At 54.7% G+C, this 16,816-nt stretch carries 16 protein-coding genes; 6 read left to right on the plus strand and 10 right to left on the minus strand.

The annotated features are described in order from the left end of the window. The first annotated feature begins 5 nt into the window (after positions 1-5). From I8746_RS06330 to I8746_RS06345, 4 genes are all read left to right on the plus strand, one after another. Positions 6-1,553, plus strand: coding sequence for a sugar ABC transporter ATP-binding protein (locus tag I8746_RS06330; protein ID WP_221100328.1), 1,548 nt, complete (start codon positions 6-8; stop codon positions 1,551-1,553). Beyond that, on the plus strand, positions 1,540-2,484 hold the full coding sequence (locus tag I8746_RS06335; RefSeq protein ID WP_221100329.1) for an ABC transporter permease: 945 nt from the start codon (positions 1,540-1,542) through the stop codon (positions 2,482-2,484). Before I8746_RS06330 ends, I8746_RS06335 begins: the two co-directional genes overlap by 14 nt. Then, positions 2,481-3,470 (plus strand): ABC transporter permease, encoded by a 990-nt coding sequence (locus I8746_RS06340; RefSeq protein WP_221100330.1) that lies wholly within the window; start codon positions 2,481-2,483, stop codon positions 3,468-3,470. Before I8746_RS06335 ends, I8746_RS06340 begins: the two co-directional genes overlap by 4 nt. A 129-nt stretch (positions 3,471-3,599) precedes the next feature. After that, the gene (locus I8746_RS06345) at positions 3,600-4,823 is read left to right on the plus strand and encodes a carbohydrate porin (protein ID WP_196184123.1); all 1,224 of its coding nucleotides are present in this window, start codon (positions 3,600-3,602) and stop codon (positions 4,821-4,823) included. 87 nt (positions 4,824-4,910) lie between these two features. Here the strand turns inward: I8746_RS06345 and I8746_RS06350 are convergent, their stop codons facing one another. The 9 genes from I8746_RS06350 to ptrR all read right to left on the minus strand — a co-directional run bounded on the left by I8746_RS06350 (position 4,911) and on the right by ptrR (position 13,366). Further along, entirely contained in the window at positions 4,911-5,915 is a 1,005-nt protein-coding gene (locus I8746_RS06350) for a hypothetical protein (protein ID WP_196184122.1), read from the minus strand. Next, positions 5,912-6,883, minus strand: coding sequence for a Kiwa anti-phage protein KwaB-like domain-containing protein (locus tag I8746_RS06355; RefSeq protein ID WP_196184121.1), 972 nt, complete (start codon positions 6,881-6,883; stop codon positions 5,912-5,914). Before I8746_RS06355 ends, I8746_RS06350 begins: the two co-directional genes overlap by 4 nt. A gap of 2 nt (positions 6,884-6,885) precedes the next feature. Further along, the gene (gene kwaA, locus I8746_RS06360; protein ID WP_259674085.1) at positions 6,886-7,482 is read right to left on the minus strand and encodes an anti-phage protein KwaA; all 597 of its coding nucleotides are present in this window, start codon (positions 7,480-7,482) and stop codon (positions 6,886-6,888) included. Between the two features lie 177 nt (positions 7,483-7,659). Beyond that, positions 7,660-8,052: a carboxymuconolactone decarboxylase family protein gene (locus tag I8746_RS06365; RefSeq protein WP_176506210.1), complete on the minus strand. Its 393-nt coding sequence runs from the start codon at positions 8,050-8,052 to the stop codon at positions 7,660-7,662. 267 nt (positions 8,053-8,319) lie between these two features. After that, the gene (locus I8746_RS06370; RefSeq protein WP_259674086.1) at positions 8,320-9,195 is read right to left on the minus strand and encodes an NAD(P)-dependent oxidoreductase; all 876 of its coding nucleotides are present in this window, start codon (positions 9,193-9,195) and stop codon (positions 8,320-8,322) included. 70 nt (positions 9,196-9,265) lie between these two features. Continuing rightward, positions 9,266-10,627, minus strand: coding sequence for an MFS transporter (locus tag I8746_RS06375; RefSeq protein WP_221100331.1), 1,362 nt, complete (start codon positions 10,625-10,627; stop codon positions 9,266-9,268). A gap of 114 nt (positions 10,628-10,741) precedes the next feature. Then, positions 10,742-11,620, minus strand: coding sequence for an alpha/beta fold hydrolase (locus I8746_RS06380; protein ID WP_196184067.1), 879 nt, complete (start codon positions 11,618-11,620; stop codon positions 10,742-10,744). Positions 11,621-11,623: 3 nt separating this feature from the next. Continuing rightward, the gene (locus I8746_RS06385) at positions 11,624-12,004 is read right to left on the minus strand and encodes a hypothetical protein (protein ID WP_196184066.1); all 381 of its coding nucleotides are present in this window, start codon (positions 12,002-12,004) and stop codon (positions 11,624-11,626) included. Positions 12,005-12,463: 459 nt separating this feature from the next. Further along, the gene (ptrR, locus tag I8746_RS06390) at positions 12,464-13,366 is read right to left on the minus strand and encodes a putrescine utilization regulator PtrR (protein ID WP_196184065.1); all 903 of its coding nucleotides are present in this window, start codon (positions 13,364-13,366) and stop codon (positions 12,464-12,466) included. A 230-nt stretch (positions 13,367-13,596) separates the two neighbouring features. Here ptrR and I8746_RS06395 point away from each other — a divergent pair, with 230 nt between their 5' ends. Next, positions 13,597-14,988, plus strand: a complete 1,392-nt coding sequence (locus I8746_RS06395; protein ID WP_221100332.1) for an aldehyde dehydrogenase family protein — start codon at positions 13,597-13,599, stop codon at positions 14,986-14,988. 327 nt (positions 14,989-15,315) lie between these two features. Then, a complete protein-coding gene (locus I8746_RS06400) occupies positions 15,316-16,272 on the plus strand; it encodes a hypothetical protein (RefSeq protein WP_221100333.1) in 957 nt (318 codons plus the stop codon). Between the two features lie 76 nt (positions 16,273-16,348). On the opposite strand, the gene I8746_RS06405 is transcribed toward I8746_RS06400, so the two are convergent. Continuing rightward, positions 16,349-16,801: a LysR substrate-binding domain-containing protein gene (locus I8746_RS06405; RefSeq protein WP_259674087.1), complete on the minus strand. Its 453-nt coding sequence runs from the start codon at positions 16,799-16,801 to the stop codon at positions 16,349-16,351. Between the last annotated feature and the right edge of the window lie 15 nt (positions 16,802-16,816).

The following is a 16,816-nucleotide window of genomic DNA, read 5'->3' on the forward strand; positions in this document are numbered from 1 at the left end:
GGGCCATGCTGCGCGCGAAAAAAATCACCAAAACTTTTGGCAATACCACCGTGTTGCATGGCATCGACTTTTCCCTTGAGAAAGGCTCGATCCATGCACTAACAGGAGAAAACGGGGCAGGCAAGTCGACGCTGATGAAAATCATCGCCGGTGTGCACAAGCCGGACAGTGGGACACTTGAGCTTAACGGTAGGCCTCTGGTGCTCACATCTCCGCTGGATGCGCTTCATCATGGCATCTCCACCGTGTTCCAGGAGTTCACTCTGATACCGAATTTGTCGGTGGCAGAAAACATCTTCCTTGGGCGTGAGCCTCGCAAAGCCTCCGGTGCGCTGGATTACGCCCAGGCCGAAGCGAAGGCTACCGAAATTCTGGCTCGCGTAGGGCTGGAGTTTGATCCCAAGACGCTGGTCAAAAACCTCACTGTTGCTCAGCAACAGGCGGTAGAAATCGCCAAGGGGATCTCGGCAGACGCGGACATCTTCATTTTCGATGAGCCCTCCGCCGCTCTCAACGCTGCGGATGTGGTGCGCCTTCAGCAGCTCATCTTCGAGTTGCGTGATGCCGGTAAAGCGATCATCTACATCTCCCATCGTCTTCGCGAGATCTTTGAGATGTGTGACACGGTGACCGTGATGAAGGACGGTCGCCATGTTGCCACGCGTTCCACCAGCGAGCTCAACGAACACGACTTAGTGGCTCTGATGGTCGGGCGCGAATTGGTGGATTTCTTTCCGCCACGTGGCAAACCTAGCGTTACTCCGGCCTTGGACGTTCGCTCACTGCAGGTTTCAGAAGGCAGCGCGACGGTTCGATTCACGCTCAACCGTGGCGAAATACTCGGAGTCGCGGGTCTTGAGGGCGGAGGGCAGCGTGAAATAGCACGCGCCCTGGTCGGCCTGGAGAGCTTGTCCCAAGCCGAGATCTACAAGCACGAATCTACCCGCTCTATCGTCACGCCACTCGATCCCTCCCAAGGTATCCAGGCGATGATTCGAGCCGGTATCGGGTTCATTCCCGAGGACAGGAAGAGCGAGGGCCTTTTCCTGAGTCTCTCCATTGCAGACAACATTGCACTGGGTACCCAGATCGGACGCCCTATGGGGTCGATCCTGCATAACGCTCGCACTCTGGTTGCGACTCTTGTGAAGGAAATGAAGATCGGCACCGGCAACTCCAAAGCAGTTGTGAAGTCGCTCTCTGGTGGTAACCAGCAGAAGGCGCTAATTGGACGCTGGCTTGCGTCAGGTGTCGACATCATCGTTATCGAGGAGCCTACACGCGGCGTTGATGTGGGTGCGAAAGCTGAGATCTACCGCCTCTTGCGTAGCTTCGTGGATCAGGGGGGCGCTTTACTCGTCCTGTCGCGTGAACTGTTGGAATTGATCGGGCTGTGCGACCGCATCCTGGTGGTTCACGACGGGCATTTGGTCGCGCAAATGCCTGGCAACGAAGCCACCGAACAAGGGATTTTACAAGCAGCGATAGGAAGCACTGCTTCAACCCCGGTAAACACCACCGTCAATGGAGCTGCGACCCATGAGCGTGCTTAATCTCCTCACTGCACCACGCAATTCTCGAAGCGGTAACCTGCGCTTCGCCTTCGCTATCCTCGCCGTTCTGGTGGTGATTGCTACGGCCAGCTCGCCGGAGTTCTTCACGGCCCAGAACATCCAGAACGTCATTGCGCAAACCGCCCCTTTGATCTTGGCCTCCATTGGACAAATGATGGTTGTGGTTACTGGGGGGCTCGATGTGTCCAACGGCGCGGTGGTCAGCCTGACGACAACCTTGGTGGCCATGCCCTACCACGACGCAGTCAATCTGAGCCTCGCCTTTGGCGCCGCTTTGATGATTGGACTAGTCAACGGATACGGCGTCGCACGACTGAATGTGCATCCCATCATCATGACGCTGGCCACCATGAGTATCGCGCAAGGCTTCGCACTGCTGCTCAGGCCAATTCCCGGTGGTGATGTACCAGCCTGGTTGATCGGAGCTGTGAATGGCAACCTTGGGATCATTCCCGGCTCGCTCTTCTGGGTGGTTGTTCCAGCGTGCGCAGCAGCATGGCTGTTGTATCGCCGACCATTTGGTGTGCACCTCTTCGCTGCCGGCGGCAATGCTGAAAATGCGCGCCTTAACGGTATCAAGACCCAACGCATCATCATCGCTGCCTATGTGCTCAGCTCTCTATTTGCCTTCATTGCAGGCCTCTACCTGGCAGGACGGCTCTCATCTGGCGACGCGAAGGTGGGTAACGCATTCAACATCGACTCTGTGATGGCAGTGGCATTGGGTGGCGTACAGCTGAGCGGTGGGGTTGGTAGCTTGCTCGGCACGGTCATCGGAGCGCTTCTGGTGAGCCTCATCGGCAATACCATGAATCTTTCCAACATATCCGCCTTCGTTCAGCTGGGCGTAAAAGGCCTGCTGCTGCTTGCAGTGGTCAGCCTCCAGCGCCGCAAGGAGATCGGACTGTGAACACTCGATCGACGAATGGGATATCACTCAAAATGGCCACCCCCAAGCTAAATACGCTGTCGGCTTTTCAGTGGTTGCTCAGGCTTCCACCCTCTTACATCGTGTTGGCAGGGCTGTTGATCGTCATCGGCATTTTCGCCAGCAACCTCCTCAGCCCCCTTTTCACTTCGATCATCTTGAGACAGTGCGCCCCTCTCGGAATCATCGTTTTGGGTCAGGCGTTGGTCATGCGGGCGGGGTCTATCGATCTGTCGGTAGTCGGTGTTTCGGCGATGACCATCTACCTGGTGACCTCGGGCATCCTTTCAGGCCTGCACCCGGCTTTCACCATTTTGATTCCGCTGGTCATGGGGATATTGGTAGGTGCCGTTAATGGGGTACTGATCGCCTATGTAAGAGCATCGGCGGTGATGACTACCCTCGGGGTTACCACTGTTCTGCTTGGACTGGTGTCTTGGATGACCGCGGGCCAGCCGCCTGGCGCGGTACCTCGCTGGCTTAACCTGGTTACCAGTGAGCGCTTGTTCGGTTTGTCTTATGCGGTCTACATCTGGGTCGGACTTACGTTGGTGTTCGCTGGAGCACTCCGCTACCTGGTGTTTGGCAAGCTGCTCGCTGCAATCGGCGACAGCCCCAAAGCCGCGGCAATCTCTGGTCTACCAGTCAAGCGAGTCATTTGCGTCAGCCACATCGCTGCAAGCTTGCTGGGCGCTATGGGGGCCTTGCTGCAAACCTCTGCGCTCGGGGTTGGGAGCATCAAACCAGGTCTTGATTTGGCCATGAATGCAATCGCAGCAGCGATACTGGGAGCGGTGACGTTTGGCAGCGGTCGGGGTGGTGTTCTCGGCCCATTTGTCGCCGTACTTGCCTTCGGATACCTATTCGCTGCGCTGACAGTGTTCGGTGTTCAAGAACCGGGACGATTAATTGTCCAGGGCATAGTCATTGCCGTCGCTGCCATCAGCGCAGGCATCCGTCAAAAGTAACTCCCTCCTCCTCCACACGCTCCATCTGAAGAATTCGGCTCACTGGCTAGTTAATAGCCGGTGGGCTGATGTGTGGCCGCTTGCGGCCAAAAACAGTGCGAAAACAATAACAAAAGGTCACCTCACTTCATGAACAAAGCATTGAAACACGCGCTCATCTTCTCCATGGCCCCGCTGGCCCTCTCTGATGTTACCCAGGCGCTGGAGTTTTCTGGGTACCTACGCTCGGGAATCGGTGGTTCTACGAGCGGCGGTACTCAATCGTGCTTCCAACTGCCGGGCGCACAGACGAAATATCGCCTGGGGAACGAATGTGAGCAGTACAGCGAGCTGGAGCTGCGACAAGACGTCATGAGCTTCAATGATGGATCAGTCTTGAGCGTCGACGGCATGGCTGCGCTATGGGCTGACTACGGCCATTCGCCAACATTCACGGGAGACAACGGTTGGGCGAGGATGGCCCAGATGTATGCGCAATGGAGCAACGTCTCAGCGCTGAATGGTGGTTCAGTATGGGCAGGACGCCGCTTCTACAAACGTAACGACATCCTGATCTCCGACTATTTCTACTGGAATCAGAGCGCCACTGGCGCCGGCATCGAGGATGTGAAAATCGGTGACTACAAATACAGTTATGCATTCTCACGGAAGGACAACGTCTTTCAACGTGACTACATCAACCGACACGACTTCAACATTGATGGCATCGAGGTCAACCCGGGCGGTGTGCTGCAGCTGGGCGTTAGCTACATCGAGAATCCAGAGAAGGCTCAAGTCGACAGTGGCTGGGCTTTCACTGCACAACACAAGCAAACGCCCTTCCTGGGTGGTCACAACACCTTCGCCGTGCAATACGGTGAAGGCTCAGGTACCGGGTTGGGCTACACGGGCGACCCGAGCTTGGATGACAGCTCAAAGTCCTGGCGGGTGGTCGAATATTTTGATTGGCAGGTCACGCGGCAAATCAGCGGTCAGTTCGACATCGTTTTCCAAAAGGACAGGAAGCCAGGTGGCGCTGATCAAAATTGGCTCTCTGTCGGCGTACGTCCCGTTTACGCCCTCACCGACCAGTTCAAGCTGGTTACGGAGTTCGGCCACGACCAGGTCACCGCTCCTGGAGGCACACGCAAGCTCGACAAATTCACCTTCGCGCCCACCTGGTCACCTGCGGGCCCTGACTTCTGGGCTCGCCCGGAGATCCGCTTGTACTACACCTATGCGCAGTGGAACAAAGCGGCTCAGGCTGCAGCATCGGAGCTGGTAGCCGGATCCGCGCTTTCAGACACAGGCGCCTTTGGCACCGATCGGCATGGGTCTAACTTTGGTGTGCAGATCGAGTATTGGTGGAAGTAATTCACCAAAGTCAAAGCGCTTCAGGAGTCAACAGGTGAGGCTTTACCTCCGAATGATGGAGCCCTCGCCTGTTCAAAGTTGCGATCATTATTGATCGGATCGCAGTAACGATTTATCAGCACCGGTCAGCACGGATCTGGGCTTGCCAGCATCCCTGCTGATTTGTCGTTTATTTGTCTCATCTAACTCTGCCTTCGTCTGCAGGAAGTAATAATGTTGCAGCTCAATGTATTCCCTAAGGATGTCTGGCACGTCTGATATATTACTGATGTCTAGCTCGCCGACATCAAGCTTTAATGCCTTTGAATATTCGTCCCTAGGCCATCCCTCGCTGAGGATATAGAAATACATAAATGGCAGTTTGAAGGCTGCGATATAGCGGTGAGGGTCATCGGTGAATTTGATGTCTTGCTCGCCTATGGCGCGATCCAAATTATACGTATACTTCTTCGGCAGGCCAAAAAAGGGTGGCTCTCCATAGAGCGGGGCAAAGTAGATGGTCACCTCGCATCTATTATTCAAAATGCTCTGCCTGGACTGCTCCAAAAATTCATCGACCTTGACTATGTCCTCATTTGTCCATTCCCCCTCATCATCTTTGGTGGTAAGCAAGGCCCGCCAAAATATGGACAATACCGCCAATCTTACATCTTCCGTGATGGTGATTTTAGAGCTTTGCTTTCGATAATTCGCAACTTTGCGGAACACATTCTCGGCCAGAGCTTTCTCTACAATAGAAAGCCTTCCCTCGCACCCTCCACACAAGAGATACTCTTTAGGGCCATCTTGGCGTCGCACGTTAACGTCTAAACTGTACCTGATATACTTTGTGGGCGATGTTTTTTTAACCCAATCGTAAGCAAATTTAGGAATGCTGTGAGACTCTTTAAGGATCACATTTTTTTCGCCACAAAGCGCGCAGTCTCCCAAAGAACCACCGGGTTCATTGGTCATTTGCTCACTGGAACCGTTTAACATCGTCATGAATCGTTCCTGCACATTGTGATAGGAGGTTATGACCCCCTTCGGGCGGACAGCGTCGAATGCCTGATACGTCATCAGGCCTTGGGTAAGGTGGATGTGGCGGGTCACGCAGCAGAGTCTTTTTCCACCGCCAAGAATGGAGTCTGATCCAGCGCGGTAAATGATGCCTCATTGTTGAGCAGCCTGATGAAATTCCGCTTCTGCTCCTTCGTGGACAGGTTGACCATCCCACCTGCGAGATCAATCGTTCGAGCAAATATAGGGAAGTTGGCCATCACACCCTGGATTTGAGCGACGTTCAAGCCTTGTTGGACAATGTTGCCCTTCGAGACCATCGCCAGGCGCCGCATGAAAGCACGATCACGATACATATCCTTGAAAATATCACCTGGAGCAGCCACACCTGCAATGTTGAGAATCCCCAGCGCCAGAATCAGCGGCGTCGCTGAGTGAGCAAGGTTGTTGATGATCTGCTCCAGCCCGTAGAATCGCTCCAAAAGCGACAGATTCAGCGTGTAGAATTTGCCGCCATAGTAGAAGACGTCAATCGTATCGTTGATATCAATTGCATCATAATTGACCTTGCCAAGCGTGCGGCCATTGAAGCTGCAGAATGAGCTTTTGGTTTTTTTGTGCAGTGACACGGGGTATTTGTGCTGGTACAGGACGACACTATTCCCTTGGCCATCGCTAAGCAAATACACCACCCCTTTCACCTGCGACAGACTCTGCTGGTTAAAGTCGAATCTCGGAGCCGGCGCATTGATGCCAAACGCTAAAACACGGCTGATCTCGTTGAACTCCGCAGGCAGATGCCCGATCGCGACATCGTCATACTCCATGACCAGTTTGTCGCGCTCCAACGCAGTGGAGACCAGAGGGACGGCAGCTTTGCCGTCATTTGGCTCGACCACTGCTTTCTGCAAGCGGTAAGCGAATGCACGCGTCAGCTGCGTTTCAACTGCGGGCTCCAGCTGAACGGAGCTAACCGCGAGACCATTCGCAGATTCAGTAAGGAAAAAGGCCTCGCCTGAGACATGAGGAGAGCGGGTGATAGCGTCAATGCCAGTGAACATATTTACTTATCCAGTTTAGCTAAGCAGGTGTTGTTATCTATACGAATGTAACGAATTACACTCTTATCGGTCAGCTGCCCCCGACAAATGACTACAAACTGCTTTTCGCCTCTGTCGTGGATAGTTGCTTTGAAAATTTTGAAACCCAGAATCGCAAGCGAGGGGTTGGAGTAGAATTTATTAGTTTTTACGTAGATCGCCCCAATCGCTACAATCATCAAGGCTAGGTTCAACACTGTACGTTTGCTTTCAACATCCGTGAAAACAAGTGGCATGACATAGGTCGCCAAAAATTCAAGGTGCTCGTGATTTTCGTCGCTTATATCTGAAACGCGGCACGTGATCGACCACCCTCCTCGATAGCTGTTTGCGAGCAGCCAGAGGATAAGTCCACCTACCAGAATGAAGAGTGCACTGACAACGAACACCAGGTTCTTAACGTTGAAATCATCGCACAATGCGTTGAGATCACGTTGTTTCACGGCCTCCGCCACGTTGGTCAGTAACGTAGCATCATAGGACATGATCAACAGTGAAACGAAGAGCAACCACAATGAGAGGACGTAAAGCATTACTTTGATCAGCCAATCATCCTTCATGATTGTTCTCCGTTAAGGATGTCCTATGTACTGATCATCAGATCGAATGAGTCAAGCAGCAACGGTCTGAAGATAGCAGTTGGCCACCTTTCAGGCTAGTCGTTTAGAGGGGGGGATAGACTGGTTCTGTAGAGGAATGCCCGGGATCAGCAACGCTAGACCCCAGGCAGTGCGGGCTTACAGAGCGCCGTGCTCTTCTTCCCAAGCTTTGATCGCATCACCAGCAACGCGGAAGGCAGCCAAGGCCAGTGGCACGCCGGCGTAGATGCCCGCTTGCATCAGGACGGCGCGAATTTCGTCCTTCGTTACGCCATTGGTGAGAGCGCCTTTGACGTGAACACTGAGCTCATGGTGTTGGCTCATCGCGGTCAGCATGCCAATGTTCAGCAGGCTGCGGGTCTTGAAGGGAAGCGTGTCATCGCCCCAAATCGCGCCCCAGCAATACTCAGTTACGAGCGCTTGCATGGGCTTGTTGAAATCGTCGGCGGCAGCCCAGGAACGATCTACGTGGGCTGCGCCCAATACAGCTTTGCGGTTGTTGAAGCCTTTTTCGAATAGTTCGCTACTCATGGTTTTTTCCTCTGTAAATGCAACGCTTTGACGCGCCTGGATCGATGGGGTTTGAGCGTATGTGGCCCTGCCGGGACATCTGACGGAGATGGCAGAGCATTAGCCCGATGATGTAGAACTTCAATCTCCTTGCGTCCAACGTGAGCAGGCTGATCAAGGGGCAAAGGGCCCCCGCTGCCCCAGATCGTTTAACCAGGCATCACATGGAGAAGCTGAGAGGTGAGTAAAAGCGCTGCCGACCAAAATCAGTCGGCAACGTCGGATAAATCAGCCGTGATGGCCCACAATGCGATACATCTCGGTGTGGTCAGTACGAGCGGTGGACTCTTCTGCAGCGTCCATCCAGACGTCAAGACACTCATGCCCAAGCTTCATGTCCTCACCCATCTGCTCTGCCAGCGCGACGGCGATTTTCAGATCTTTGACCATGAGCTGCAGCGCAAAACCGGAGGCATAGGTGCCACTAAGCATGAATTGGTGAACTTTGTTCAGGGTGGCATTGTTAGAGCCCGACGCGCTGTTCAGCACATCCGTCATCACTGCTGGGTCGAGGCCGAATTTCTCGCCCACATGCAGAGCTTCTACCGCTGCCAGCAGGCCAGCGGCGGAGACGTAGTTGTTCAGGGCTTTGATGGCATGACCGGCGCCAACGGGGCCCACATGGGTAGTTTTACCCATCTTGGTCAAAAGTGGATCGTACTGCGCCGCGAGTTCAGCAGTACCGCCGACCATGATGGCGAGCGTGCCAGAGACTGCGCGTTTTACACCGCCCGACACAGGCGCATCGAGCAGGCCAATCGACAGAGCCTCTAGCTCGGCAGCCAGCTCACGGGTCTGGAGAGGCTCCGACGAGCTCATATCGATCACCACTGCACCTTTCTTGACCTGGGCAGCAATGCGTTGTTTACCGACCAATACGTCTCGAACGATCGCGGAGTTAGGCAGCATGGTGATTACGATCTCAACATCACTGATCGTCTCAACCGATTTCAGATCGAATGCACCAACTTCATTGCACAGATCAGCAACGGTGACCTCGTTCATGTCACTTACGATCAGCGGGTAGCCTGCCTTGGCGATGTGGATGGCCATAGGACGGCCCATCATGCCGAGACCGATGAAGAGTACTTTGGGCAATGACATACGCTTGTTCCACCTTTTACAAATAAACCTATTGAAGCACCCGTCGCTCGGCGGGGCCGATTATCCGGTCTCAGACCGAGCTGTGACCGGGCTGAGCAACCTCATATTTGGCAGCGTGCTGCTTCACCGGAGCGGCAAAAAACACCATCAGACCAGAGAGTACGCACGGGACGGCACCAAACCAGATTGCCGCCTGCAGCCAAGAGTCGCCCGCGCCCAGGAACATCGCGGAACCTGCGCTGGCAATGATTGCGCCGACCGGGCCAATCCCGGTGACGATCGATGCACCTGTACCGCGCACGGAGGAGTCATAGCTCTCACCCACGAAGAAAAGCAGGCATGAATATGGGCCAATCAGGAAGAACTGTCCGATGCTGTACAGGGCAATAACCATCCATGTCTCACTTGGGCCGTTCAACATGGCCCAGAATGCTGCTCCGCCCAGCATCCAACCCACAGCAATCACATTACGTCGACCAAAGCGATCTCCGAAATAACCATGAGTGAGATAGCCGAGGTAGGCCACCAGGTTGGACAGAAGCAGAATGATCAGCGAATTGCCAAACGAAACGTGGTGGACACTCATCAACACGGTCGTGCCCAAGACGCTGAAGATCTGTACCGGGAACCAGTTAAGCAAGTGCGCGCAGCTCAGCACTAGCGTCGCACGACGCGCTTTACCCTTCAGCACACTTGCCAACCCTACGGACTGCTCAGCTTCCATCTGCTGGCTTTGCGCAAGCGCCTGGGCCTCACCGTTCATTCCCGAGGCCTGGAGTGCCTTGATTTTGCTCAGCGCTTCGAATTGAGGGCTTTCCCGCAGACGGGTCGCCATGAATGCCACGATCAAAGAAGGAATTGCAGCGAAAATGAAACAGCCTTCCCATCCCACATGAGGCAGCAAAACTGCCGTGAGGCCAGCGGCCAACAATGCACCGATAGGCCAGCCTCCTTGCACCAAGCTGTAGATCAAACCGCGGCGCTTTGCGATCCGTGGATCCTTCGATGCTGAGTACAACTCGCTCAAGTAGGCACCGTTAACGCCTTGCTCAGCGTAACCAAGGCCAGCAAGCGATCGGATCAGCGTAAGGACGAGCGTGCCGATCGAGCCCGCGCCCGCGGTTAGCGCAGAGCAGATCCCTGCCCCGCCTACAGTGATGACCATGCCAGCGCGCCGACCGAACCGATCAACCAACGGCCCAACTGCAAGGGCTACTACCACGGTACCGAATGCGACCCAGGTCGCCAGGCGTGCCTGTGCGGCATCATCCAGCCCAGTCGCTTTACCAATCTCCGGCAACAACATGCCGAAGAGAATGAAATCGTAAACAGCGAATGTCCAAGCCAGAAATGCCACGAGCGTTGCATACTTTACTTGAGCATTTGTCACGGGCGCAGGTCGCCAAGCACCATTTTCCGGGCACTGAGACATTATTAATACTCCACGAGTAGAATTTTATCGATCGGCAACTACACCAATCATTCTTGTTGTCTTAAATCGCGGTTTTTGGAAGGGGGCAGTATGGCTACTGGCCCCCTCCGAACATCACAACGACTTGGTATGAACTTCGTTCAGGATCGGGAGCAGGTACTCCCTGAAAGCCGTGTAGTCTTCAGTGGCTGGGAAATGCCCCAGTTTTTCCATCGGCCAGAATTTCGCACCAGGAACAAGGTCAGCCACCATCTGGGTTTCAGCAGGTGATGTATTTGGATCGTATTCGCCGGTCAGAAGGTAAAGCATGCACTTGCTGGTATCGATAGTGCGTGCTTCTTCTGGTGTTACGTTGTGTTCGTAGTAGTAATAGTTGAGGTCGCCGGCAAAGATACCTGGGCCACCGCACATATACTCCCACTGGATCTCACGCACGTTCGCTTCTGGCGAATATGGAGAGATGTTCAGCATCATCGCCGCACCAATGGAGTTACGACTGACGTTCGGGTTGTCGAACTCCCGGCGGATGCCCGCCATCCCTACATCAACGTACTCTTGTGCGGACTGCAGCGCGCCTTCAACCGAGATGGTGGCGCGGTAGTGGTCGGGGCGGTACAGGGCGAGGTCAATTGCCAAATGACCGCCCATGGAGGAGCCCATGTAGACCGGCGAATCCAGCTGCAGGGCTTCGCTCAGCGCTTGCGGGAAATCCAGCATGAAAGCACGAGTCATCTTGTACTCCTGCTCCCACCAGTTCACACCGTAGGGCGGTAGCGACTTACCATGGTATGGCAGGTCGAACGCAATAACGCGGAATTTGCTGGTGACCTCTTCATCGCAAAGCAAATGACGATACTGGCGACCGTCGGAGCCCGCGGTGTGGCCCACGAGTAGAGGTATGCCCTGCCCGGCTTCTTCGTAGTACACGCGGTACTCGATGCCCTGCACGTTCAGGTAGATGTAGCGACCTACGATCGGATCATGCTTGGCCATGTTTCAGCACTCCTGAGAATGGATCTGGCGGAGCAGCTGCATCATCCGATTCAGTGCTGGCAGATAAGCGAAGGTTGCGTGGCTGTCACTGATGGACAAGCCGTGCTTGACGGCGGTGGATTGCAAGCTCTGGAAAAATGGCTTTGGCTTTTCAGCCAGCATTTCCTTCCAGTGCTCCGGAGTCCCTTTGACCATAATCTCAGTCACGGTGTCATCCGACTCACCCGAATCAACAGCCTCAAGCTTGCCTTCCTGGAAGGTCAGATGGTGCTGTTCAGAGCCAGCGACCAGCTTGAGAGTACCGTTGAAGTAACGGGTTTCCCGAACGAATTCCGGATCCGTTTTGGCAACCTTTTCAAAGGCTTGAATATTGATGATAGGCATTTCGTCACCTGATTATTTTTGTTGATCATCGCGTCCCTGCTATTGGCATAGCGTTCGGTGCGGCTCCTGCCGCACCGCTCACGATTCCTGGCCATCTTCGGAGCCGCTGATGACACGGCCCCGTTATGATTGTAATACAATAATATCGTGGCTTGAGGCCAATATACCCCCTCTGTCGGGAGTTGCAAGCCCTTCTTGGAAAATTTGCCGCTGCTCTGTACCCCCCGTATTCTGCGGGCCGCAGCTCACAAGGGCTCCGCGGGAACATTCTCTTTGCGTGAAAGAAACGTTCCTTCGAATTCAGTTTTATTGCGGGACGGTCGCGGCTATTTTGCGGGCTATCACCCTGCTCAGCCCGGCGCTCCTAGGCCGTGGGGTGGTCTCAGGTAACGCTGGTCTGCTTACCTTTTTTGCCCGCCTAGGGAGATTTGGGCGGGCTTTTTTTTGCCAGCACATCGACTAGGCGATCGCGGGATCCGGGGGAAGGCAAATGTCGATCAGTTCCCCGTGGAGGTTCAGTTCTTGGAGCAAGGCGCTTACATTGGGGTGCATGAATCCTTTTCGCCAAGCCAGCCAGATTTCCACTGTAGAGAATGAACCGGGCAAGGGAAAAGCCTCCACCATCTCGGCCCCCTGCATGGCGCAAAGCATGCTTCGCGGGAACATTGCGATCCCTGCACCCGCTGATACACAGGCAAGCATGCCGTGATATGACTCCATTTCAAAAATCCGAGAAGGTCTCACTCGGGCTGAAGCAAACCAGTTCTCGAAGTGACGACGGTAGGAGCAGTTCGATCGAAACGCATAAACCGTTTCTCCTGCCACATCACGTGGATGGCGAATCGGTGGATGATGTCGCGGAGCGATGACAAGCATCTCCTCCTCAAACACTTTACGACCATCCAACGCCAGATGACCGATAGGCCCATCAATGAACGCTGCGGCGAGACGCCCCTCAGTCACGCCGTTGATCATTTCCGCTGAAGAGCCGGTTGTCAGATCTAACTGCACAGCTGGGTAGCGCTGATGAAAGCTTGCCAACACCGAGGGCATCCTCACTGCCGCCGTGCTCTCCAAGGAGCCAATGGTGAACATGCCGTGCGGCTCCCCACCTTTGATCACGCCTCGGGCCTCGCTGACCAGATCAAGAATCTTCCTGGAGTAATCGAGGAAAACCGCGCCGGTGGGAGACAAGTACAAGCGCAGTCGCTCCCGAATGAAGAGGTCGACTCCCAGCTCACCCTCTAGCTGTTTCAACCGCGTTGTGACGTTCGAGGGCACTCGGTGCAGTCGCTGCGCTGCGGCGGTAATGCTGCCCTCCTCTGCGACAGCCCGGAAAATTTCAAGCTGCGTAAGATCCATAGATTCACCAAAAGAGAACGTTTCATTCTGAAATATTCATTTTTTACCGAAGTGCACCCGGCGTATGGTACGAGACAGCGCAACGAAAAGACAAAATGATTGTAATACAGGAATACGATATAACGACTTAAGGTGCAATGGGTTTCCTGCAGCCACAAGACTGCTCCCGCACCTACTCGCCCCGCCGACGCACAGGTTGAGGCGTGAATACTGACTGAGAGGAGACAAAGATGACCTATCCGGACTACCGCACCGAAGCGGTGTCGCTCAGCCCTGCCACCGGCGAAGTGGTGGCGCGATACCCCTATCAAACTGAGTCGGAGCTTGATAGCGCGCTGGAGAGGGTACAGGCAGGGTTTGAAGCCTGGCGCACTGTGCCTGTCGGGGAACGAGCAGCCGTCTTGACCAACATGGCTCGCGCACTGCGTACCAATGCGTCTGACTTGGCGCGTATGGAAGCAGTCGAGATGGGCAAGCCCATCAGCCAAGGTCTCGCTGAAGTCGAGAAAACTGCCGCATTGTGTGAGTGGTACGCTGAGCACGGCCCTGCAATGCTCGAACCCCAGCCTACGCTTGTAGAAAACAATCAGGCGTTCGTTGAGTTTCGTCCTTTGGGTGCTGTCCTCGCAGTTATGCCTTGGAATTTCCCGATCTGGCAAATTCTGCGTGGCGCTGTCCCTGCGATCCTCTCGGGCAACCCATATGTACTCAAACATGCGCCTAACGTCATGGGGTGCGCGTATTTGCTTCACCAGACCTGGAGAGCAGCTGGGCTTCCAGATGGTCTTTTCGAGGTGATTAACGTGTCGCCAGAGGGGGTCAGCCGGGCTATCAAGGATCCGCGTATTGCATCTATCGCGGTCACGGGCAGCGTACGTGCAGGGTCTGCCATTGCCGCCCAAGCCGGCGCCGAGCTGAAAAAGTGCGTCCTTGAGCTGGGCGGCTCAGACGCTTTCATCGTCCTTGCCGATGCTGACATCGATGAGGCTGTGAAGGCGGCCACGGTTGGGCGCTTCCAGAACACAGGCCAAATCTGCATCGCAGCCAAACGAATCATCGTTGAAAAGGGCGTAGCTCGCGAGTTCGAGGAAAAATTCGTAGTAGCCGTCAAGGCGCTGAAGATCGGCAATCCCATCGACGAAGACACCTATATCGGGCCGATGGCTCGCTTCGACCTCAGGGAAGAATTGGACGGACAAGTCCAGTCGACGATCAATGAAGGTGCCCGTCTGTTGCTGGGCGGTAAAAAGATCCCTGGCGATGGCAACTACTACGAGCCAACCGTCCTGGCCGACGTCAAGCCCGGCATGACCTCTTTTGTTCAGGAAGTATTCGGCCCTGTCGCATCCATCATTGTGGCGGACAGCGCTGATCACGCCGTTGAGCTTGCCAACGACAGCGAGTTCGGGCTGGCAGGAAGTCTATGGACGGGAGATGTCGCCAAAGCCAAACACTATGCCGCCAGGCTGGTGACCGGAGGTGTGTTCATCAACGGCTATACCGCTTCAGACCCTCGCGTGCCGATTGGCGGCGTCAAGAAGAGTGGCTTTGGCCGCGAGCTTTCCCACTTTGGGCTGCATGAGTTCTGCAACATCCAGACTGTGTGGGTTGACAGACGTTAACAAAGAACCCGCGCAGGCATCTCAACTGCGCGGGTTCTGCGGCCAACGCCAGTGATGGCGGCTCGACAGCATCCAATGCCTGGTACATCTTGGACGAAACCCCTCATCCAGGCTGCAGCGACCCTAGAAGCACGGATATGTAACGTCCGAGCTGGCGCATAAAGTGTTTAGCGCGGACAGGATTGTACGGGTACATTAACCTGCCCAGATGGCGGGCCACAGCACACCATGATGCAGATCGAGGATCGCCGAGATCGACACGTGCTGGGTACTAGACCCGGCGCAAGATCGCTGGTTGCTCAACTTATGACTAACTGAGTGCTTCACGTGGATCTGGAACAGATGCGACAAAACGCTCGGTATGATGCCGCAGCACGTATTTTTGCAACCATGTCCTCGAACGAAAAAAGCGAGCAGCTACTCGCTCAAATTCAAGGTCAATCCGATGCACAAATCGATTTCGCGGCACGGTATGAAGGGGTGCCAGCTGATCAGCTGGAGATCTATCGGGCCATGGTCAGGGGGCAAGACAACGCGTTCAACGACGAGCTGGGCCTTGTCCACGATCTTCTGCTACCTGGTGATGTGATTCTTAGCACAGGCAACACCTTCGGAGCGAAAGTCATCACCAAAGGGCAGAAAATCGGCTACGAGCATGCAAGATCAAGCCATGTCGCACTAATCCATGCAGAGTTTGTGTGTGTCGATGCGATGCCTGGCTTGGGGGTTTCCAACAGGCTGGTGTCGGAGTTGTTGGGTGACGTCAAGCCTGGGTGGCGGGTAATCCGGTGCAAAAAACTGGGCCCAGAGCACATGGACAGTGTCTACCAAGCCTGTGCATTCTACTTGGCACAACCGTACAAAATTTTGCCATCAAAAAAGCCGATGAAAGCTGCCGCCTACTGCTCTGAGCTAGCGCGCAAGGTCTTTCTCCATACCGGTATCACGGGAATTGGCATTCCTAACGACAGCGTGCTGAGCCCAGGAAAATTTGATGAATTGGCGGACAATCATCCCCAGTGGGAAGATGTCACCGAACAAGTGAAGCCAGCGATCGAATTCTGCATGAAGTATCCCAAGCTGATGGAAATGACCACTCGGCTCATGATCGAAGGCCTCAAACTAAACCGTAAGCGCTTTGAAGAGAGAAAAGCTCAGATTAAACAAATTCAGCTGGCGGCGAGCAGAAACGCCATTTCCAGAGAAAAGGCGAAGGAGATGATCAAATCCATCCGCGAGATAGAAACCACGATGAACCACAAATTCTGGGATTTTTCGAAGTAGTACAACCCTGTAGGGCCTCCTGCCGGAAAGCCGCCAGCCGATCGTACGCTGGCGCGCTGCCTCTAAACGCACCCTGTCATCGACTGCGCACTCTGGTGGCGCAGTCGAAATGCCTGACCATCCCACCCACCTGCAAGAGACGCAAGCCTAGCTCGCATAGGCAAGATCTCCCGGGAGGACGGCTAGACACGCAGCATGTCGATGAGCTCCCGTAGGCCCGTGGGATTTGACGCTGCCTGGGGTAATAGATGTAGTACGACGGCTCTATCGACGCCCAATCAGCTAGCACTACCTGCAAACGCCCTGCTTCAACATGAGGTCGTATTCGCTCCTCCGGGCAATAGGTAATACCTCGATCTGCCAAGGCCATCTCGATGCCAAACTCGATCTCATTGACACACAACTGGCCTGGCACATCAATCACCCGGTGTTCACCAGCCTTCTCAAAGTCCCACCGGTAGATAACACCCTGTCCCAAGGTGTTCCAGGATGCACGCGACGCGATCGCCCTCCTCCATGAGCACGGCATAGCTACCGCCGTCTG

The sequence above is a fragment of the Pseudomonas sp. USTB-Z genome, from assembly GCF_019691255.1.
Taxonomy (GTDB): domain Bacteria; phylum Pseudomonadota; class Gammaproteobacteria; order Pseudomonadales; family Pseudomonadaceae; genus Aquipseudomonas; species Aquipseudomonas alloputida.

Coding starts and splice junctions, on each gene's coding strand:
- ptrR (WP_196184065.1), bottom strand. CDS start 13,366: ATGGATCTTACGCAGCTTGAAATTTTCCGGGCTGTCGCAGAGGAGGGC.
- kwaA (WP_259674085.1), bottom strand. CDS start 7,482: ATGAAGGATGATTGGCTGATCAAAGTAATGCTTTACGTCCTCTCATTG.
- I8746_RS06395 (WP_221100332.1), top strand. CDS start 13,597: ATGACCTATCCGGACTACCGCACCGAAGCGGTGTCGCTCAGCCCTGCC.
- I8746_RS06335 (WP_221100329.1), top strand. CDS start 1,540: ATGAGCGTGCTTAATCTCCTCACTGCACCACGCAATTCTCGAAGCGGT.
- I8746_RS06385 (WP_196184066.1), bottom strand. CDS start 12,004: ATGCCTATCATCAATATTCAAGCCTTTGAAAAGGTTGCCAAAACGGAT.
- I8746_RS06380 (WP_196184067.1), bottom strand. CDS start 11,620: ATGGCCAAGCATGATCCGATCGTAGGTCGCTACATCTACCTGAACGTG.
- I8746_RS06355 (WP_196184121.1), bottom strand. CDS start 6,883: ATGTTCACTGGCATTGACGCTATCACCCGCTCTCCTCATGTCTCAGGC.
- I8746_RS06370 (WP_259674086.1), bottom strand. CDS start 9,195: ATGTCATTGCCCAAAGTACTCTTCATCGGTCTCGGCATGATGGGCCGT.
- I8746_RS06345 (WP_196184123.1), top strand. CDS start 3,600: ATGAACAAAGCATTGAAACACGCGCTCATCTTCTCCATGGCCCCGCTG.
- I8746_RS06375 (WP_221100331.1), bottom strand. CDS start 10,627: ATGTCTCAGTGCCCGGAAAATGGTGCTTGGCGACCTGCGCCCGTGACA.
- I8746_RS06365 (WP_176506210.1), bottom strand. CDS start 8,052: ATGAGTAGCGAACTATTCGAAAAAGGCTTCAACAACCGCAAAGCTGTA.
- I8746_RS06405 (WP_259674087.1), bottom strand. CDS start 16,801: ATGCCGTGCTCATGGAGGAGGGCGATCGCGTCGCGTGCATCCTGGAAC.
- I8746_RS06330 (WP_221100328.1), top strand. CDS start 6: ATGCTGCGCGCGAAAAAAATCACCAAAACTTTTGGCAATACCACCGTG.